Origin of the sequence: Variovorax paradoxus, from assembly GCF_024734665.1 — a bacterium.
GTDB lineage: Bacteria > Pseudomonadota > Gammaproteobacteria > Burkholderiales > Burkholderiaceae_C > Variovorax.
Window position 1 is genome coordinate 350,895 of the sequence record NZ_CP102931.1, and the last position, 16,606, is coordinate 367,500.

At 66.9% G+C, this 16,606-nt stretch carries 14 protein-coding genes and 1 rRNA gene (1 of these 15 running past the window's edge); 10 read left to right on the top strand and 5 right to left on the bottom strand.

What is annotated here, in order from left to right; all coding sequences use genetic code 11:
* The first annotated feature begins 133 nt into the window (after positions 1 to 133).
* Positions 134 to 376, top strand: coding sequence for a helix-turn-helix domain-containing protein (locus NWF24_RS01640; RefSeq protein WP_093178412.1), 243 nt, complete (start codon positions 134 to 136; stop codon positions 374 to 376).
* A complete protein-coding gene (locus NWF24_RS01645) occupies positions 373 to 1,629 on the top strand; it encodes a HipA domain-containing protein (RefSeq protein ID WP_258352712.1) in 1,257 nt (418 codons plus the stop codon). The genes NWF24_RS01640 and NWF24_RS01645 overlap by 4 nt, the downstream gene beginning before the upstream one ends.
* 39 nt (positions 1,630 to 1,668) lie before the next feature.
* On the opposite strand, the gene NWF24_RS34180 is transcribed toward NWF24_RS01645, so the two are convergent.
* Complete coding sequence (locus NWF24_RS34180) at positions 1,669 to 2,445, bottom strand: helix-turn-helix transcriptional regulator (protein WP_309148855.1); 777 nt, start codon at positions 2,443 to 2,445, stop codon at positions 1,669 to 1,671.
* Between the two features lie 89 nt (positions 2,446 to 2,534).
* Between NWF24_RS34180 and NWF24_RS01655 the strand changes: the two genes are divergently transcribed.
* From NWF24_RS01655 to NWF24_RS01665, 3 genes are read left to right on the top strand one after another with little or no spacing between them, the layout of a single operon-like run.
* Positions 2,535 to 4,268: an FAD-dependent monooxygenase gene (locus NWF24_RS01655; protein ID WP_258352713.1), complete on the top strand. Its 1,734-nt coding sequence runs from the start codon at positions 2,535 to 2,537 to the stop codon at positions 4,266 to 4,268.
* The gene (locus NWF24_RS01660; protein WP_093178406.1) at positions 4,265 to 4,477 is read left to right on the top strand and encodes a DUF2783 domain-containing protein; all 213 of its coding nucleotides are present in this window, start codon (positions 4,265 to 4,267) and stop codon (positions 4,475 to 4,477) included. Before NWF24_RS01655 ends, NWF24_RS01660 begins: the two co-directional genes overlap by 4 nt.
* A gap of 33 nt (positions 4,478 to 4,510) precedes the next feature.
* Complete coding sequence (locus tag NWF24_RS01665) at positions 4,511 to 5,485, top strand: Bug family tripartite tricarboxylate transporter substrate binding protein (protein WP_258352714.1); 975 nt, start codon at positions 4,511 to 4,513, stop codon at positions 5,483 to 5,485.
* A gap of 21 nt (positions 5,486 to 5,506) precedes the next feature.
* Here the strand turns inward: NWF24_RS01665 and NWF24_RS01670 are convergent, their stop codons facing one another.
* Positions 5,507 to 6,682 carry a toxin-antitoxin system YwqK family antitoxin gene (locus NWF24_RS01670; protein WP_258352715.1) on the bottom strand — a complete coding sequence of 392 codons (1,176 nt, stop codon included), beginning with the start codon at positions 6,680 to 6,682 and terminating at the stop codon, positions 5,507 to 5,509.
* Between the two features lies 1 nt (position 6,683).
* On the bottom strand, positions 6,684 to 7,097 hold the full coding sequence (locus NWF24_RS01675; protein WP_093178403.1) for a VOC family protein: 414 nt from the start codon (positions 7,095 to 7,097) through the stop codon (positions 6,684 to 6,686).
* A gap of 103 nt (positions 7,098 to 7,200) precedes the next feature.
* Between NWF24_RS01675 and NWF24_RS01680 the strand changes: the two genes are divergently transcribed.
* The 4 genes from NWF24_RS01680 to NWF24_RS34185 all read left to right on the top strand — a co-directional run bounded on the left by NWF24_RS01680 (position 7,201) and on the right by NWF24_RS34185 (position 12,154).
* On the top strand, positions 7,201 to 8,421 hold the full coding sequence (locus NWF24_RS01680; RefSeq protein WP_258352716.1) for a TraB/GumN family protein: 1,221 nt from the start codon (positions 7,201 to 7,203) through the stop codon (positions 8,419 to 8,421).
* A gap of 9 nt (positions 8,422 to 8,430) precedes the next feature.
* Entirely contained in the window at positions 8,431 to 8,802 is a 372-nt protein-coding gene (locus NWF24_RS01685; RefSeq protein WP_093079084.1) for a DUF2946 family protein, read from the top strand.
* A 116-nt stretch (positions 8,803 to 8,918) separates the two neighbouring features.
* Positions 8,919 to 11,207: a TonB-dependent receptor gene (locus NWF24_RS01690; protein ID WP_258352717.1), complete on the top strand. Its 2,289-nt coding sequence runs from the start codon at positions 8,919 to 8,921 to the stop codon at positions 11,205 to 11,207.
* Between the two features lie 29 nt (positions 11,208 to 11,236).
* Positions 11,237 to 12,154 (top strand): copper chaperone PCu(A)C, encoded by a 918-nt coding sequence (locus tag NWF24_RS34185; protein WP_309148856.1) that lies wholly within the window; start codon positions 11,237 to 11,239, stop codon positions 12,152 to 12,154.
* A gap of 8 nt (positions 12,155 to 12,162) precedes the next feature.
* Here the strand turns inward: NWF24_RS34185 and NWF24_RS01705 are convergent, their stop codons facing one another.
* Together NWF24_RS01705 and NWF24_RS01710 are read right to left on the bottom strand one after the other, a co-directional pair.
* Positions 12,163 to 13,884, bottom strand: coding sequence for a phospholipase D family protein (locus NWF24_RS01705; RefSeq protein ID WP_258352718.1), 1,722 nt, complete (start codon positions 13,882 to 13,884; stop codon positions 12,163 to 12,165).
* 95 nt (positions 13,885 to 13,979) lie between these two features.
* Positions 13,980 to 15,869 carry an ATP-binding cassette domain-containing protein gene (locus tag NWF24_RS01710; RefSeq protein ID WP_258352719.1) on the bottom strand — a complete coding sequence of 630 codons (1,890 nt, stop codon included), beginning with the start codon at positions 15,867 to 15,869 and terminating at the stop codon, positions 13,980 to 13,982.
* Between the two features lie 722 nt (positions 15,870 to 16,591).
* Here NWF24_RS01710 and NWF24_RS01715 point away from each other — a divergent pair.
* Positions 16,592 to 16,606, top strand: a 16S ribosomal RNA gene (locus NWF24_RS01715) (it continues 1,520 nt past the right edge of the window).

Here is a 16,606-nt window from a genome sequence, read left to right on the forward strand (position 1 = left end):
GTCTGGCCGTATTTGATTCGTGATTTTGACCCTCCTGGGTCAAAAATCGATATCGCTTTAAATTGACCCTATAGAGGCAAAAAAGATTGATTTGATCAAGCGTTAAGCAATAATGCTCTTATCAGGTCAATTCATGTACCTCACTCCAGACAATCTTTCTGAACTGGCCATGCGACTCACGGCCGAGCGCAAGCGCCAGGGTTTGTCGCGCGCGCAAGCCGCTTCGGTGTGCGGCGTCAGCCCCTCTTTCATCCGCGACGCGGAAAGCGATCCGGGGCGCTGTTCCTTGGTGAAATTGCTGCTCCTCGCGACCGGACTGGGACTCAAAGCCAGCCTTGGCGGTTGGCAGGGCGACCCCGAGGCGAGCGCCGAATGATCCGGCTGCGCATCTGGGCCAACGCCCGTCCAATGGGGTGGTTCGGCCATGCTGCCGCTGACTACTTCTTCGAGTACGACCCTCAATGGCTGGAACAGCCAGGGCACTATGTGCTGGCACCGCAATTTCCGCTGGTGGCAGAGCGCTACACCGGGCACCTGGTCCGGTCATTTTTCGAGAATCTGCTCCCTGAAGGCGATGCGCTCGACGACATCGTCAGCGCCATTCATTTGCGCGGCGCTTCATCCTTCGAGTTGCTGGGCCGCCTGGGCGCGGAGCTTCCCGGCGTGCTCTCGCTGCTGCCGCCCGAGGCGCGGCCAGTGCCGGCGCAGGAATACCGTCCGCTATCGTTCGAGGAGCTGAGTCGACGGCTGGCCGGCCGCGACCGCACGCCGCTGTTGCTGTCCAACACCCAGGCGACCATGTCGCTGGCCGGCGCGCAGGACAAGATCGGCCTGCGCTTCGACCCGGCAGGCCAGCGCCTGAGCGACAGCATTGGCCAGTCACCCACCACGCACATCCTCAAGCCTGACACGCGCCAAGCGCGCTACCACCCCAGCGCAGTCAACGAATTTGCCTGCATGAAGCTGGCACGAGCGCTTCGGTTGCCGGTGCCGGAGGTTTGGCTGCTTCGCATTCCCGAGGCGGCTTACGTGGTCGAACGCTACGACCGGCTGCTGGCGGCGGGCAACATCGTGAGCCTTCATCAAGTCGACGGCTGCCAGTTGCTGGGACACGGCGCGGACTGGAAATATCAGCGTTCGGGTGGGCTGGTCAGCATTCCTTTGCTGGTCAAGGTCTTGCGCGGGCTGGGTGTGCGCGGCATCGACCTGCTGCAGTTCCAGCGTTGGGTGATGTTCAACTACCTGATCGGCAATTCGGATGCGCACGCCAAGAACGTGTCGGTGCTGGTCGATGACAAGGGCTTCAGGCTCGCGCCGTTCTACGACCTGCTGTGCGTGCGCGCGTACGGGGACACTGGTCTGGCGCTGTTCATCGGGGACGAGGAAACCTTCGATTCGGTGGGCCGCCATTCCTGGGAGGCCCTGTGCGAAGACTGCGGCTTTCGCCTGCCTGAAACATTGGCCGAGTTCGGCAAGATGGCGCGCGCCTTGCTGCCAGCATGGCACAAGGTCCGCGCGTCACTGGACAAGTCGCACGACCCGAACGATGCCGAAGTGCATGTGCTGGAAAGAATGACGTACGTGTTCGAGCTTCATGCTCGAAACGCGTTGTCGATGATTGGCGGCTGATCGCGAGGACGGCGCAATTAACGGCGTTAACAGGCTGGACTACAGGCTCGCACCGCGCAGCAGTTCTTTCTGCGACCGTATCCCCAGCCGCCGGAACGCCCGGTACTGATGCGTGCGCACCGTCGTCAGCTCAACGCCGATCTCGCGCGCAGCTTCTTTCGCCGTTTTCCCAGCCATCAGGTGCCCGATGACCTCGCGCTCACGCAGGCTCAACCTCAGCAGCCGCGAGGCCAGCGTGGGCTCCACCGCCTCCCGCACGGCCACTGCGCTGCGGCCATGCGCCGCCGTCGCATCAGCCAGCAGCGTGGCGTGCGCCTCGATGCGCGCGAAGTCTTCCACACCGAACTCCGGCTGCGCAAGGCTGCGGTAGAAGCTCACCGCCACGCGCTGCCCCGTGGGCAGCAGCAACAACACCGACGCGCGCTCGCGGATGCCGACGTCGCCATAGCAGGCGGCGCGGTAGGCCGGATCGGCCACTTCGTCGGCGTGCTGGTGGCCCAGCCATAGCTGCGCGCGCTTCGGCAGCTTGCGCGCCGCGAGCCAGGCCATGTTCGGGTCGAGCAGGTCGAAGCGCTGCGCCACATAGCGTTCGGTGGTGCGCTCGGCCGTGCTGCCGTAGCTGCTGGCGGCCGACACCGCCTCGATGCGACCGGTGGCGTCGACCACGAACACGGTGCAGAAAGTCACCGGCATCACGCGCTGCATCGCCTTGAGATAGCTGCTTGCCAGATACGGCGTGCCCACGCCAGATAGCACGTCGCCGACGACGGCTGCGGCCAGCGCGGTGTCGGTGGGGTGGATGCGCCAGCGTCTCATGCGTGAGGAAAAAGAAGAGCGGTTCGGGTAAGTACCTCGTACGAAGTTATGACATTGCCGCGCCGCGCGCATCGGGACAATCCCGTCGAATGACGAACTCTCCCGATGCCGCCAGCGGCCCCGTGCCTCCGCCGGCCAGCGCCACCGAACTGCCGCCATCGGTCGGCGCCTTCCACTACACGCGCTACAAGCCCTGGACGCCGCCGCTCGAAGAAGGCGGCATCGAGCCCGGCCGCCATCCGGTGGTGATCGCCGGCGGTGGGCCGGTCGGCATGGCGCTCGCGCTGGGGCTCGCGAACCACGGCGTGCGCTGCGTGATCCTCGAAGCCGACGACACGGTGTGCGTCGGCAGCCGTGCGGCCTGCATCTCGCGGCGCAGCCTTGAAATCATGGAACGGCTCGGCGTGCTGCCCGGCTTCATGGCCAAGGGACTGCCGTGGACCGGCGGGCGCAGCTTCTACAAGACGGCCGAGGTGTTCCGCTTCGAGATGCCGCATGACGCGCAGCAAAAGCTGCCGCCGATGATCAACCTCGAGCAGTACTACGCCGAGCACTACCTGCTGGAAGAGATCTTCCGCCGCAACGAGCAGACACCGGGGCTCATCGACATCCGCTGGGGCACCGAGCTCACCGGCCTTGAGCAAGGCGATGAAGGCGTGACGCTCGACGTGCGCAACGCCGAAGGTGCCTACCGGCTGCACGGCCAGTGGCTCGCGGCCTGCGACGGCGGCCAGAGCTTCGTGCGCAAGGCGATGGGGCTCGCGCTCGAGGGCACGGGCTACGAAGGCCGCTACGTGATTATCGACATCGAGCTGCACAGCGGCCACCCCACCGAGCGCCGCGCATGGTTCGACCCACCGTGGAACCCGGGCTCGACCGTGCTGATGCACCGCCAGCCCGACGACATCTGGCGCATCGACTACCAACTGCGCCCCGGCCAGAGCACCGAAGAAGCGCTGCAGCCGCCGGCCGTGGCCGAGTTCGTGCAGCGCCACCTCGACGCCATCGGCGAAGGCCACCTGCCGTGGAAGACGGTGTGGACTTCGGTCTACCGTGCCGGCGCAATGACGCTCGACAGCTACCGCCACGGCCGCGTCGTGTTCGCGGGCAACGCGGCGCATGCGATGCCGATCTTCGGCGTGCGCGGGCTCAACTCGGGCTTCGACGATGCGGACAACCTCGCGTGGAAGCTGGCGTTCGTGGCCAAGGGCTTGTCGGATGCGGAGTTGCTCGACTCGTATTCGCAGGAGCGCATCGCGGCCTTTCATGTGAACGCCGAAAACGCGATGCGCAGCACCGAGTTCATGTCGCCGCCGTCTCGCGGCTTCGACTTGCTGCGCGAGGCGGCGCTGTCGCTCTCGGAGGCGCATCGCGGCATTGCGCAGCTCATCAATCCGCGCCAGACGCAGGCCGTGCGCTATGCCGATTCGCCGCTGTCTAGCGAAGGCGATGTGCTGTCGGCCGGTCCGCTGCCGGGCGAGGTGATGCCCGAGCAACAACTCGCGCAAGGCCACCTCACCGACTGGATCGCACCGACCTTCACGCTGCTGGTGCTGCGGCCCGACGTGGCCCCGCTGCCTGCAGCCGACATCGCACAGGCGCGGCAGGGAGCGCTGCCCTTCGTCGTGCGCAGCATCGCGAGCCCGGGCATCGACGGCGCCGACGCGCATGCCTCGCCCGCCGTCTTCGAAGCGCTCGGCGCGCAAGACGGCGCGGTCTACCTGCTGCGCCCCGACGGCCACGTGGCCGCGCGCTGGCATCGCCTGCCGTCCGGCGCCCTGCAACCCGCACTGGCCCGCGCGGCCCAGGAGCCCCTCGCATGACCACGACACCGCTGAACCCCGACGCCCGCGACCGCCTCTATGCCGAGTGCGCGCGTGCCATCACCGAGGCAGGCGCCGAGCGCGAATCGCTGTTCCTCGCGCGGCTCGCGCTGCTGCTGTTCGAGCAGGTCGGCGACGAGGCGCGCTGCCGCGCCGCGCTGGCCGATGCCTTGCGCGCGCTGCCCGTACCATCGCTGTCCGCTTCCTGACCTTCCAAATTACAAACGACTGGAGACTGATCCATGGATCGCCGCACCCTTCTCGCCACGCTCGCTTCCGGCGCCGCCGTGGCCGCCACGCCTTTCGCCCATGCACAGGAGTACCCCGCGCAACTCATCAAGTGGGTCGTGCCTTACCCGGCAGGCGGTGGCACCGACGTGATCGCGCGCGTGCTGGCCGAATCGATGCGCCAGACGCTGGGCCAGCAGATCGTGGTCGACAACCGCCCCGGCGCCTCCACCAACATCGGCGCCGACCTGGTCGCCAAGAGCAAACCCGACGGCTACACGATCCTTTCGGCCGACAACGCCGTGCTGGCCTTCAACGAGCATCTGTTCAGCAAGCTGCCTTTCAACCCCGAGAAAGACTTCACCTACATCGGCGCGATCGGCAAGTTTCCGCTCGCGCTGGTGGTGCACCCAGACTTCCCGGCGAAGAACTTCAAGGAGTTCCTGGCCTACGTGAAGGCCAATCCCGGCAAGGTCAACTACGCCTCGCCCGGCAACGGTTCGCCGCACCACTTGGCAATGGAAATGTTCAAGGTGCGCACCGGCACCTTCATCACCCACATTCCGTACCGCGGCGCGGCGCCGGCCATGGCCGACGTGATGGGCGGGCAGGTGCCCTGCATGTTCCTCGACCTGGCTTCGGGCCTGTCGATCATGCAGAGCAACAAGGTGCGGGTGCTGGCCATCGGCTCGGGTGCGCGCAGCAAGCTGCTGCCCAATGTGCCGACGCTGGCTGAAGTGGGCGTGCCCAACACGGAGGTGTTTGCGTTCCAGGGCATCCTCGGCCCGGCCGGCCTGTCGCCCGCGGTGGTGAACAGGCTCAACGGCGACCTGAACAAGGCCTTCGGCACGCCCGCCGTGCAGAAGCGCTTCGAAGACTTCGGCATGGAAGCGATGCCGGGCTCGCCGGCTCAGTTCGCGGCGCTGTCGCGCGCGGAGTCGAAGCGCTGGGGCCCGATCATCAAGCAGGCTGGCATCAAGCTCGACTGATGCCAGCAGTGGACGTTTGCCCTATCGGGTGAACGCCTTGCGCGAGCCGTCTTCGAGGACTTCGTCGTCGCGCTGCAGCTCGCCGTTTTCGTCCCAGGTGCGCTCGCGCGTCACGCGGCCCTTGGCGTCGAAGCTCGACTCGGCCAGTAGCGTGCCCTTCTCGCTGAAGCGCTGGTGGGTGCCGACCGGAATCTGCCGGTTGCGGCCCGCGATCTCGTAGCGGCCCTGCGCGGCGCGCTGGCCGCTGTCGTAGAACTCGGTGATCTCGACCGCGCGCGCGTCGCCGCTGCCGCTGTAGGCCGACTTGCTGCGCGGCTGGCCATTGAGGTAGTAGCCGTCGTCGACGATAGGCTCGCCCGCGCTGTTCCAGCGCTGGTCGCGCACCAGCGTGCCCTTTTCGGAGAAGGCCTGCTCGCGTATGCGCACGCTCGCGCGCTCGACCAGCAGGTACACCGTCTCGCGGCGCTTCACGCCTTCGGACGAGTAGTTCTGCTCGGTGCGCTGGTTGCCCACGGTTTCGTCCAGCGACGCCGTCTTGCCGTTGTCGTAGAAGCTCTGCGAGCGCACCCGCTTGCCCGACACGAAAGAAAGCCTCGAACGCAGGCTGCCGCGCGCATCGAACAGGTCGACCTGCGACGGGCCGGTGCCCGTGAAGCCGCAGAGCTTGGCGTCGTCCGCCACCGGCGCGAGCGTGGGCGCGTCCGCGCAGCGCAGGGCCGAGAGCTGGCCGTTTTCGGTGAATTCGACCGACGCTCGCTCGCTGCCGCTGCCGGTGTCGGGATAGAAGATGGCGCGCCGCAGCTTACCGTCGGGGTAGAAGTTGCGTACCAGTCCGCGCTCCTGGCCGTCGTCGTAGGTGGCGTCGCGCAGCACGCGGCCCGTGGGTGAGAACTCGCGGGCGCGGCCATGCAGGTTGCCCTTGGCGTTGAGGCTGTGCTCCTTGGCGAGCTTGCCCTTCTCGTAGATGCGCACCAGGCCCATCGACACGCCGTTCTGGATCTGCTCTTCGCGCTGCAACTCGCCGGTTGCGTGGTCCTTGCAGCGCAGCAGGCCGGTCTTGCCGGCGGTGCTGCTGCCGTTGGTCGGGTTCACGCTGCGGCCGTTGAGTTCGCAGTCGAGCTGCGCATGCGCCGCCGTGGCACAGAGGAGTGCGAAGAGTGCGGCGGCGCCGCGAGGGGCGATCCGGCGCGGGGTCATTTCACTTGTCGTAGAGCGTTTCGAGGGAGCGGAGGCCCTTGATCTCGATCGGGTTGCCGAACGGGTCGAAGAAGAACATCGTCCATTGCTCGCCCGGCTGGCCTTCGAAGCGCACTTGCGGCTTCAGCACGAACTCGGTGCCGGCGGCTTCGAGCCGCGCGGCCATTGCCTGCCAGTCGGGCAGGGCCAGCGCGAGGCCGAAGTGCGGCATTGGCACCATCACGTCGCCGACGCGGCCGGTGCGGGCGGTGGCGAAGGGCTCGCCGAGGTGCAGCGAAATCTGGTGGCCGAAGAAGTCGAAGTCGACCCAGGTGTCGGTGCTGCGGCCTTCGGCGCAGCCGAGCACGTCGCCATAGAAGCGGCGGGCACCGTCGAGGTCGCGAACGTTGAAGGCAAGGTGGAAGATGCTCTGCATGGTTTCGGATTATGGGCAGCGGTGCTGTGAGAATGCCGGACTTTCTTTCATCGTGGAGCAAGCCTTGCGGATACTCCGGGTCCTCGCCGCGCGGATGCGCGGCATGCATGTCATCGCGCGGATGCGCGACATCCTCTCTCTTCTTCCTTCCGCGCCGGATTTCCGGCGCATGCCGCGCCGCATCCTCGCTGGCGTGTGCTGTGTGTTCAGCTTCGCGGCGGCGCATGCCGCCTGCCCGCCATCGGCCATCGCCAGCCTCGAGAAGCCGGGCATGGGCGTGCGCAACGGCGTCGACCGTGGGGTGCTCTGGCGCATCGAGCGCGACGGGCGCACCTCGTGGCTCTACGGCACCATCCACGTCGGCCGCGGCGACTGGGTGCGGCCCGGCCCAACCATCCAGAAGGCGCTGGCGCAGAGTGACACCCTCGCGCTGGAACTCGACCTGCGCGACGAGGCCACCGCCCGCGCCATGGCCCGGCCGGCCGACCCGGAGCTGCTGGCGCGCATGCTCAGCGGCGAGCGCGCCCGCCGGCTGGAGCGCCAGAACTCTGAAGCCTGCGTGCCGCCGGGAACGCTGTCGAAGCTGCAGCCGATCCTGCAGGTCACGGCGCTGGCCGGCCTGGCGGGGCGAGCCGACGGGCTGTACCCGGAATTCGGCGTGGACGAGACGCTGGCGGTCTCCGCCCGCAACAGCAGCAAGCCGATCGTCGCGCTCGAAAACGCGGCTGAACAGATCAAGGTGCTGACCGGCGAATCCGAAGCCGAAGAAGCCGAGCAGGTGGACGCGGCGCTCGACGAGCTGGAGTCCGGCAAGCTGCGCGGCCAGCTCAAGGAACTGGCCGATGTCTGGGCGCGCAGCGACGCGGCCCGGCTTGCCAGCTATCCCCAGTGGTGTGACTGCCTCAAAACGTCCGCCGAGCAGCGGTTGATGAAGCGCCTGCTCGACGACCGCAACCCGAACCTGGCCGACGGCATCGAGCGCCTGCATGCCGGCGGTAAGGGCGTGTTCGCGGCGGTCGGGGCGCTGCACATGATCGGCCCGCAGGGGCTGCCCGCGCTGATGGCGGCGCGCGGCTTCACCGTGACGCCCGTGCTGACCAACGCACAGGCGCAGACGGCACAGCCGATGCCCGCGCTCGCGGCGCCTTCGCCGGCGCCAAGGGCCGTGCGGGGCGGCAAGGCCGTGAAGGGCCAGCGCGGGCAGGCGGCGCAGAAGGGCGGCAAATCGACGAAGGCGGCACCCGCCGCCAGGGGCGCCAAGGCCCCCGCCAAAGCGTCAGCCAAGGCCGCAGCCCCTGCCGCCAAGGGCAAAGTGCGCAGATAATCGCCCGCCATGCACGCGCTGCGAACCCACACCCGCTTCCTCGGCCTCGTCGGCCGCTGGGTGCTGCTGTGGTTCGTGATGTCGCTGGGCGTGGCGGTGGCGTCGCCGCTGGTGAATCCGCAGTCGATGGAGCTGGTGTGCTCCAGCGCCGGCTCGATCAAGGTGGTGGTCCATACCGAAGACGGCGCGCAGGAAATGGGCGCCTCGCACATGGACTGCCCGCTGTGCGTGCTGACCGGCGCGCCGCCGCCGGCCATGGCGGTTCCGGTTTTCGACCTTCCCCTGCCGCTGGGCCGCGTGGTCCAGTCCATTCCTGCCGCGCGCCTTGCCGCGGCCACCGCGGCGCCGCTACCGGCGCGCGGGCCCCCGACTTTCTCCTGACGCTCTCAAAACCATAGCTGCATACGCACGACAGAGTGCGTGTGCGGCCTGTCTGGCTTGAAGTTTCGTGGAGAAGGTTCCTCTTGAAAAAGCATTCCCGCGCCCTGGCGATCGCCATGGCATTCCCTCTTGGCGCGCCTGCGCTGGCGCAGCAGCAGCCCGCCGAAGCGCCTGAAAGCGGCACCGGTGGCCGTTCGCTGAGCACCGTCACCGTGAGCGGCGGCCGGCCGACCTCGCTGCCGGCGCAGATCCCCACCACCATCGAAGGCGTGACGCACGACCAGATCGTCGAGACCGTCAACGCCACCGACAGCGAAGACGCGCTCAAGTACCTGCCGAGCCTGGTCGTGCGCAAGCGCTACATCGGCGACTTCAACCATGCCGTGCTCGCCACTCGCGCCTCGGGCACGGGCAACAGCGCGCGCTCGCTGGTCTATGCCGACGGCATCGTGCTGTCGAACCCGCTGGGCAACGGCGCCACCTACGCGCCGCGCTGGGGCATGGTGTCGCCGGAAGAAATCGAGCGGGTCGATGTGCTCTACGGGCCGTTCTCGGCTGCGTACCCCGGTAACTCGGTTGGCGCGGTGGTCGACTACGTGACGCGCATGCCCACGCAGCTCGAAGCCCACATCAAGCTCAGCGGCTTCGTGTCGAACTTCGATCTGTACAACAGCCATTCCTCCCCGGCCGGCCAGCAGCTCGACCTGTCGCTGGGCAGCCGCAGCGGCGACTGGTCGTGGTGGCTCAGCGCCTCGCGCACCCACAGCAAGGGGCAGGCGCTGGTGTTCGGCAACCGGCTGGTGAGCGCGGGCACAGTCGGCAGCGCGGGCACGCCCGTGACCGGCGCAGTGCTTGGGCTGAACCCGTCGAACCAGCCCTGGTGGCTGGTGGGTGGCTCCACCATCTACGACACCACGCAGGAGCAGGCCAAGCTCAAGCTGGCGTACGACTTCTCGCCCACCATTCGCGCCACCTACACGCTGGGTGCGTGGAACAACACCACGCACGGCGGCGTCGACACCTGGCTGCGCGATGCGCTCGGGCGGCCGGTGTACAGCGGCCGCGTGAACATCGGCGGGCGCACCTACAACCTCGATTCGCCCAGCGCCGCGCTCGCGCCGACCGAGACCGCGCTCACGCACTACATGCACGGCCTCTCGGTGAAGAGCCACACCGGCGGCGTGTTCGACTGGGAGGTGGCGGCGAGCCTGTTCGACTATTCGAGCGACACCTCGCGCACGCCCACCACGCCGCTGCCGGGCGCCTTCAGCGGTGGCCCGGGCCGCACCACCGACATGGGCGGCTCCGGCTGGAACACCTTCAAGGCGGCCGGCACCTGGCGGCCCACCGGCTCGGCCGAGGGCGTGGGCGCGCACGTGGTCGACTTCGGCTTCCAGCAGGACACGGCGCGCCTGCGCACCAGCGTCGGCAACACGCTCGACTGGATCAACGGATCACCCGTCACGCCGTTCTCGGCCTTCAACGGCAACACCCGGCTGCAGTCGCTCTACGTGCAGGACACCTGGCGCTTCGCGAAGGACTGGAAGACCACGCTCGGCCTGCGCCACGAGCGCTGGGAGGCCTACGGCGGCCAGCTCGGCAATGCGGCCACGCTGCTGGACTTTGCACCGCGCAAGAACAGCTACGACTCGCCCAAGGCCGCCATCGCCTGGCAGGCCACGTCCGACTGGCTCCTCAAGGCCTCGACCGGCCGCGCGGTGCGCATGCCGACGGTGAGCGAGCTCTACCAGGGCTCGATCAGCGGCAACCAGATCATCAACACCAATCCGAACCTGCGCCCCGAGCGCTCGTGGACCACCGAGCTCAGCGCCGAGCGCGACCTGAAGGGCTGGGGGCTCGACGGCGTGCTGCGCACCACGCTGTTCTTCGAGAACACGAAGGACGCGCTCTACACGCAGGCCCTCACCAACCTCGTGAGCACGGTGCAGAACGTCGACGCCATCCGCACGCGCGGGCTCGAGGTGGCGATGAACGCGGTCGACGTGGGCATGCGGGGGCTCGACCTGAGCGGCAGCCTCACGCTGACCCGCTCGAAGATCACCGCCAACAGCGGCTTTCCCGCCAGTGTCGGCCACGACCAGCCGCGCGTGCCGAAGGTACGCGCCACGCTGCTCGCCACCTACCGACCGGACGCCAACTGGAGCTACACCGTCGGCGCGCGCTACAGCGGCAAACAGTACGGCACGCTCGACAACAGCGACCCCAACGGCTTCGCGTACATGGGCTTCTCGAAGTTCTTCGTGGTCGACGCGCGCATACGCTACCGGATCGACAAGCAATGGAGCGCGTCCTTCGGCATCGACAACCTGAACAACAACAGGTACTGGGCCTTCCACCCGTACCCGCAGCGCACCTATGTGGCCGAACTCAAGTTCGACCTTTGACTCTTTCACTCCAACTGCAAGGACACGACATGAACAAGACTTCGATGGCCGCTCTCAAGACGCTCAAGACCGCTGCTGCCTGCGCCATGCTGGCGGGCGCGGGCGCCGCCGTGGCGCACGTCACCCTGCCGCCGGGCGGCGCCACCGTGGGCAGCGACTACAACGCCGCCTTCCGCGTCGGCCACGCCTGCGAAGGCGCCAAGGCCACCACCGGCCTCGCCGTGCGCCTGCCCAAGGGCTTCGTGCTGAGCGACGCGCAGGAGCGCAAGGGCTGGAAGCTCGACGTGCAGAAGAGCGGTGATGGCGAAGTGCGCTGGACGGCAGAAAAGCCCGAGAACGCGTTGCCCGGCAGCGAGCGTGCCGAATTCGTGCTGCGCGGCAAGGTGCCCGCGACGCCCGGCACGCTGTGGTTCAAGGTGCTGCAGACCTGCGACACCGGCGTGGCCGACTGGGCCGAGGTGCCAGCATCGGGCAGCTCGACTGCCGGCCTGAAGAGCCCGGCCGCCAAGCTGAACGTGGTGGCGCAGGGCGTGGCCACGGTCGACGTGCGCGACGGCTGGGTGCGCCAGTCGGTACCGGGCCAGAGCGGCACCGGCGCCTTCATGAAGCTGACCGCGCCCACCGGCACGAAGCTGGTGAGCATCTCCACCCCGGCCGCCGGCATTGCCGAAGTGCACGAGATGAAGATGGAAGGCGACACCATGAAGATGCGCGAGTTGACCGGTGGTCTCGACCTGCCCGCGGGCCAGACCGTCGAGCTCAAGCCCGGCGGCTACCACGTGATGATGATGGACCTGAAGGGCGCGCTGGCCAAGGGCGCGACCGTGCCGATGACGCTGAAGTTCGAGGACGCCAAGGGTGTGAAGACTGCGCTGGACGTGACGCTGCCGGTGGGGGCGCCCGAGGGTGCCGATGCAGCCGGTTCGGCGCATCAGCACAAGCACTGACGGTTTTTCTAAAGCAGTTGGTCTGGCGCCAGCGGCCCGAAGAGCTTGAGCAGCAGCCGCAGCGTGGCGCTGGCATCGGGTTCGGTGGTGGTGTCCTTCAGGCCGCTGCCCTCGGGCGCGCGCCACAACAGCGAGCCGTCGACCAGCTCGACATGCCATGAGCGCTCGCGCATGCCGCGTTCGATCTGCTCGGACGCGGCGCGCGAGAGTTCGTTGCTGCGGATCAGCAGCGCGATCTCGGTGTTCTGCAGCTGCGAGCGCAGGTCGAGATTCATCGATCCGACCACCAGCAGACGGCCATCCATCACCAGCACCTTGGAGTGCAGCATGGCGCGCGATTCGCCCGAGGTACCCGTGCTGCCGCCGCCCGAGGAGCCGAAGACATTGCCGAAGCTCGTCTGCTCGCTGCGAAGTTCGTAGAGTTCGATGCCCATCGCGAGCAGTTCTTCGCGGTGGCGCGCGTAACCCACGTGCGCCACCGGCGCGTCGTTCGAGGCCAGCGAGTTGGTCAGCACGCGGATGCGCACGCCCCGGGTGCGGGCCGCGGAAAAGGCTTGCAGCATGTCTTTTCCGGGCACGAAGTAGGGCGAGATGATGAGCAGGTCGGCGCGGGCCTGGCCGATCAGTTGCAGCAGCCCTTCGACCACGGTGTCGCCGCCGGCGGCCAGGTCGGACGCGGCCTCCAGCGAGGCCGCACCGGGCGAGGTGCCGGCCTTGTCGCCGGGCCGGCTGACCACGAGGCCCGGCGCCTTCGCGCTTTCGGGGCCCGAGTCGGCGGGGATCTTGCCGGGCTTGTCGGCCAGCATTGCGGCCGGCGCCCAGACGAAGGTGGCGGTGCGCAGGTCCAGCGGCTTTTCGTCCCAGGCGCGGGCGCGCTGTTCGGCGGTGGGAGGGGCGTTGTCCGAGCCTTTCTGCTGGCTGGCGGATTCTTCGGCCAGTTCCTGGTCGGCCTTTCTCGCACGGTCGCGCATGGCCTGCAGTTCCTCGCGCGTGACCAGCGATTGCACCGGGTAGGCGCGCTCGTTGTTCCAGTAGCTGTCGAAGCTGCGCGAGAGGTCTTGCACGATAGGGCCGGCCGCCAGCACGTCGACATCGACGAAGTTGCCGTTGGTCGCGTTGCCGAAATACGCATCGCCAAGGTTGCGCCCACCCGTGACGCCGAGCACGTTGTCGGCCAGGAACAGCTTGTTGTGCATGCGCTGCTGGATGCGCGAGGCGTCGTCGATCGAATTGAGCAGGCGACTGAAGGTGGAGTCGCGAGAGCCGGCCAGCGGATTGAACAGGCGCATCTCGATGTTCGGGATGAAGGCCAGGCCCAGCACCAATGCGTCGCGGCCGGTGGTGTGGAAGTCGTCGAGCAGCACGCGCACCCGCACACCGCGCTCGGCGGCCGAGCGCAGGCCGCGCAGCAGGCGGCCGGTGCTGGCATCGGCGTGGATCGCGTAGTACTGCAGGTCCAGCGTCTTCTGGGCACCCTCGATCAGCGCGAGCCGGCTGCCGTAGGCGGCCTGCGGACCGCCCAGGAGCAGGAAGCCGGATTCATAGCGGGCCTTGTCGGTCTGCCGGCGCTGCTGCACCAGGTCGGCCATCGCGGTGCCGGTGGCTGGCGAGGCGAGAGCGGTCGAGACGGGCCGGTCGACGTTCTGGGGCAGCTGTGCGCAGGCACCGAGGATCAGCAGCGCGAGAAGCGCGGTGGATCGGCGCAAGAACGTCTGGAAGGAAGAAGGCATGCGGCTTTCCCGAGGCTTGGAGGGGTGAGCCGCATATATAGCCTAGTCGGCGGCCGCCTGGCGTCGGACGGGCGGACGACCGGAGCCGGTGGGTGTCAGCGTCCGGCGGTGAGCTCTTCCTGGCGCTCCAGGGCGGCGAGCAGTTCGTCGTCGATCCGGGTGTGGCGCTCGGCAAGCTCGGTGGCGCGCGACGCGTCGGTGGCGTAGATGGCGCCGCCGTCGAGTTCGAGCATTTCGGTGATGCGCGTCTGCTCGGCTTCGAGGGCTGCGATCTGGGCGGGGAGGGTGTCGAGTTCGCGCTGCTCTTTATAAGACAGCTTCTTGCGGGCGCCTGCTGCCTTGGGGGCGGGGGATTCCGCGGCCGGGGCGGGTGCTGGCGTCGGGGCGGCGGCCGCGCGCTGCTCGGCGATCTCGCGGGCGCGCTTGGACTGGATCAGCCAGTCCTGCACGCTGCCTTCGTACTCGCGCCAGCTGCCGTCGCCTTCATAGGCGATGGTGCTGGTGACCACGTTGTCGAGGAAGGTCCGGTCGTGGCTCACGAGGAACACGGTGCCGTCGTAATCCTGCAGCAGGTTCTCGAGCAACTCCAGGGTGTCGATGTCGAGGTCGTTGGTCGGCTCGTCGAGCACCAGTACGTTGGCGGGGCGCGCGAACAGGCGGGCCAGCAGCAGGCGGTTGCGCTCGCCGCCGCTGAGCGAGCGCACGGGGGAGTTGGCGCGCGCGGGGGAGAAGAGGAAGTCCGAGAGGTAGCTCTTGACGTGCTTCTTCTGGCTGCCGATTTCGATCCATTCGCTGCCGGGGCTGATGAAGTCTTCCAGCGTGGCGTCGAGGTCGAGCTTGTCGCGCATCTGGTCGAAATACGCCACCTGCAGGTTGGTGCCGCGGCGGATCTTGCCGCTGTCGGGTTCGAGCTCGCCCAGAATCAGCTTCAGCAGGGTCGTCTTGCCCGCGCCGTTGGGGCCGAGCAGGCCGACCTTGTCGCCGCGCAGGATGGTGCCGCTGAACTTGCGTATGACGGTCTTTTCGCCGAAGGACTTGGTGGCCTCGGTGAGCTCGGCCACGATCTTGCCGCTGGATTGGCCGGAGGCCACGTCCATGTTGACGCTGCCTTGCACCTCCCGGCGGGCGACGCGGCTGGCGCGCAGTTCCTGCAGGCGGGTGATGCGGCTCTGGCTGCGGGTGCGGCGGGCTTCTACGCCCTTGCGGATCCAGATTTCTTCCTGGGCCAGGAGCTTGTCGGCCTTGGCGCTGATCACGGCCTCCTGGGCGAGCTGCTCTTCCTTCTGCAGCAGGTATTGCTCGAAGTTGCCGGGGTAGGAGCCCAGCTTGCCGCGGTCCAGCTCCACGATGCGGGTGGCGACGCGGTTCAGGAAGCTGCGGTCATGGGTGACAGTAACGACGCTGCCCTTGAAGTCGATCAGCAATTGTTCGAGCCATTCGATGGAGTCGAGGTCCAGGTGGTTGGTGGGCTCGTCGAGCAGGAGGACGTCTGGCGCGGCCACCAGAGCCTGCGCCAGGGCGACACGCTTGCGGGTGCCGCCGGAGAGAGAGCCGACGCGGGCGTCGCGGTCGAGGTGGAGGCGGTGCAGCGTTTCTTCCACGCGCTGCTCCCAGTTCCAGGCGTCGAAGGCTTCGATCTGGGACTGGAGGGCGTCCAGGTCTAGGCCGTCCGCGCCGGAGAGATAGAGGTCACGGATGGCAATGACGGGGGCCAGGCCCTGGCTGGCTGCGGTGAAGACATCCGCATCCATATCCAGAAGAGGTTCCTGGGCCACATAGGCCACCCGGAGGTTCTGCTGCAACTGGAGAGTGCCGTCGTCGGTCTTCTCCAGGCCGCCCAGTATCTTGAGCAGGGAAGACTTGCCCGCGCCATTGCGGCCGATCAGGCCGATGCGCTCCGATTCGAGAAGAGAAAAGTCCGCATGATCCAGCAGCGGGACGTGACCGAACGCCAGTTGGGCGTCGAGGAGTGTGATGAGTGCCATGTGGCGCGGATTATCGGAGGAGCCAATGTCAGGGCTTGGCGGCAGGGAGATGGGCTCTGTATGAAGGGGGCTCGAAGAGGCCCCTTTTCAAGTTTCTTTAGGGCAGTCGTGCACGGCCCCAAATCTGTCATATACTAGTGGGCTTCGCTGATGAATGCCACTGGTGTTCGAGGCAGTTGGTGCTTCTTCTGGGGCGTTGATTGTTGGCGGTGAAGAAAGTCTTCGAAAGTTGACGCGGTTTGAAAAAACGGTGCATAATCGAAGGCTTCGCTGAAACGGCTTCAGCGGCTTGCGACGGAAGTTGCGGGTTGCGAAAAGAAGCTGGTTGAAGGCGAAGAAAGAGTTGAAAAGTTTGGTTGGACTTTTAAAGTCGTGCTAGACTGCAAGGCTCCGCTGAAACGGCTTCAGCAGCTTGCAACGAAGGTTGCGGGATGCGAATAAGAAGATGTTGAAAGCGAAAAAAGTTTGACGATTCTTTGAAAATCGTGATAGACTACAAGGCTTCGCTGATCGCAGCAAAGCAAACGAAGTCAACGCAAAGTTGCTTCGAGGTTCGTTAAAAATCTACAGCCGATAAGCGTGGGCGTTTGAAGGTAATTGCGTAAGTTCTTCGGAACAAGTCGCAAGACTTAAAAACGCTCATGAGAATAGAAGTGAAGTTCACTTCAATTTCTTTTTTTATGAGTTTTGCCTCATCGCGAGATGGGGCGCAAATCAAGATCGAACTATAGAGTTTG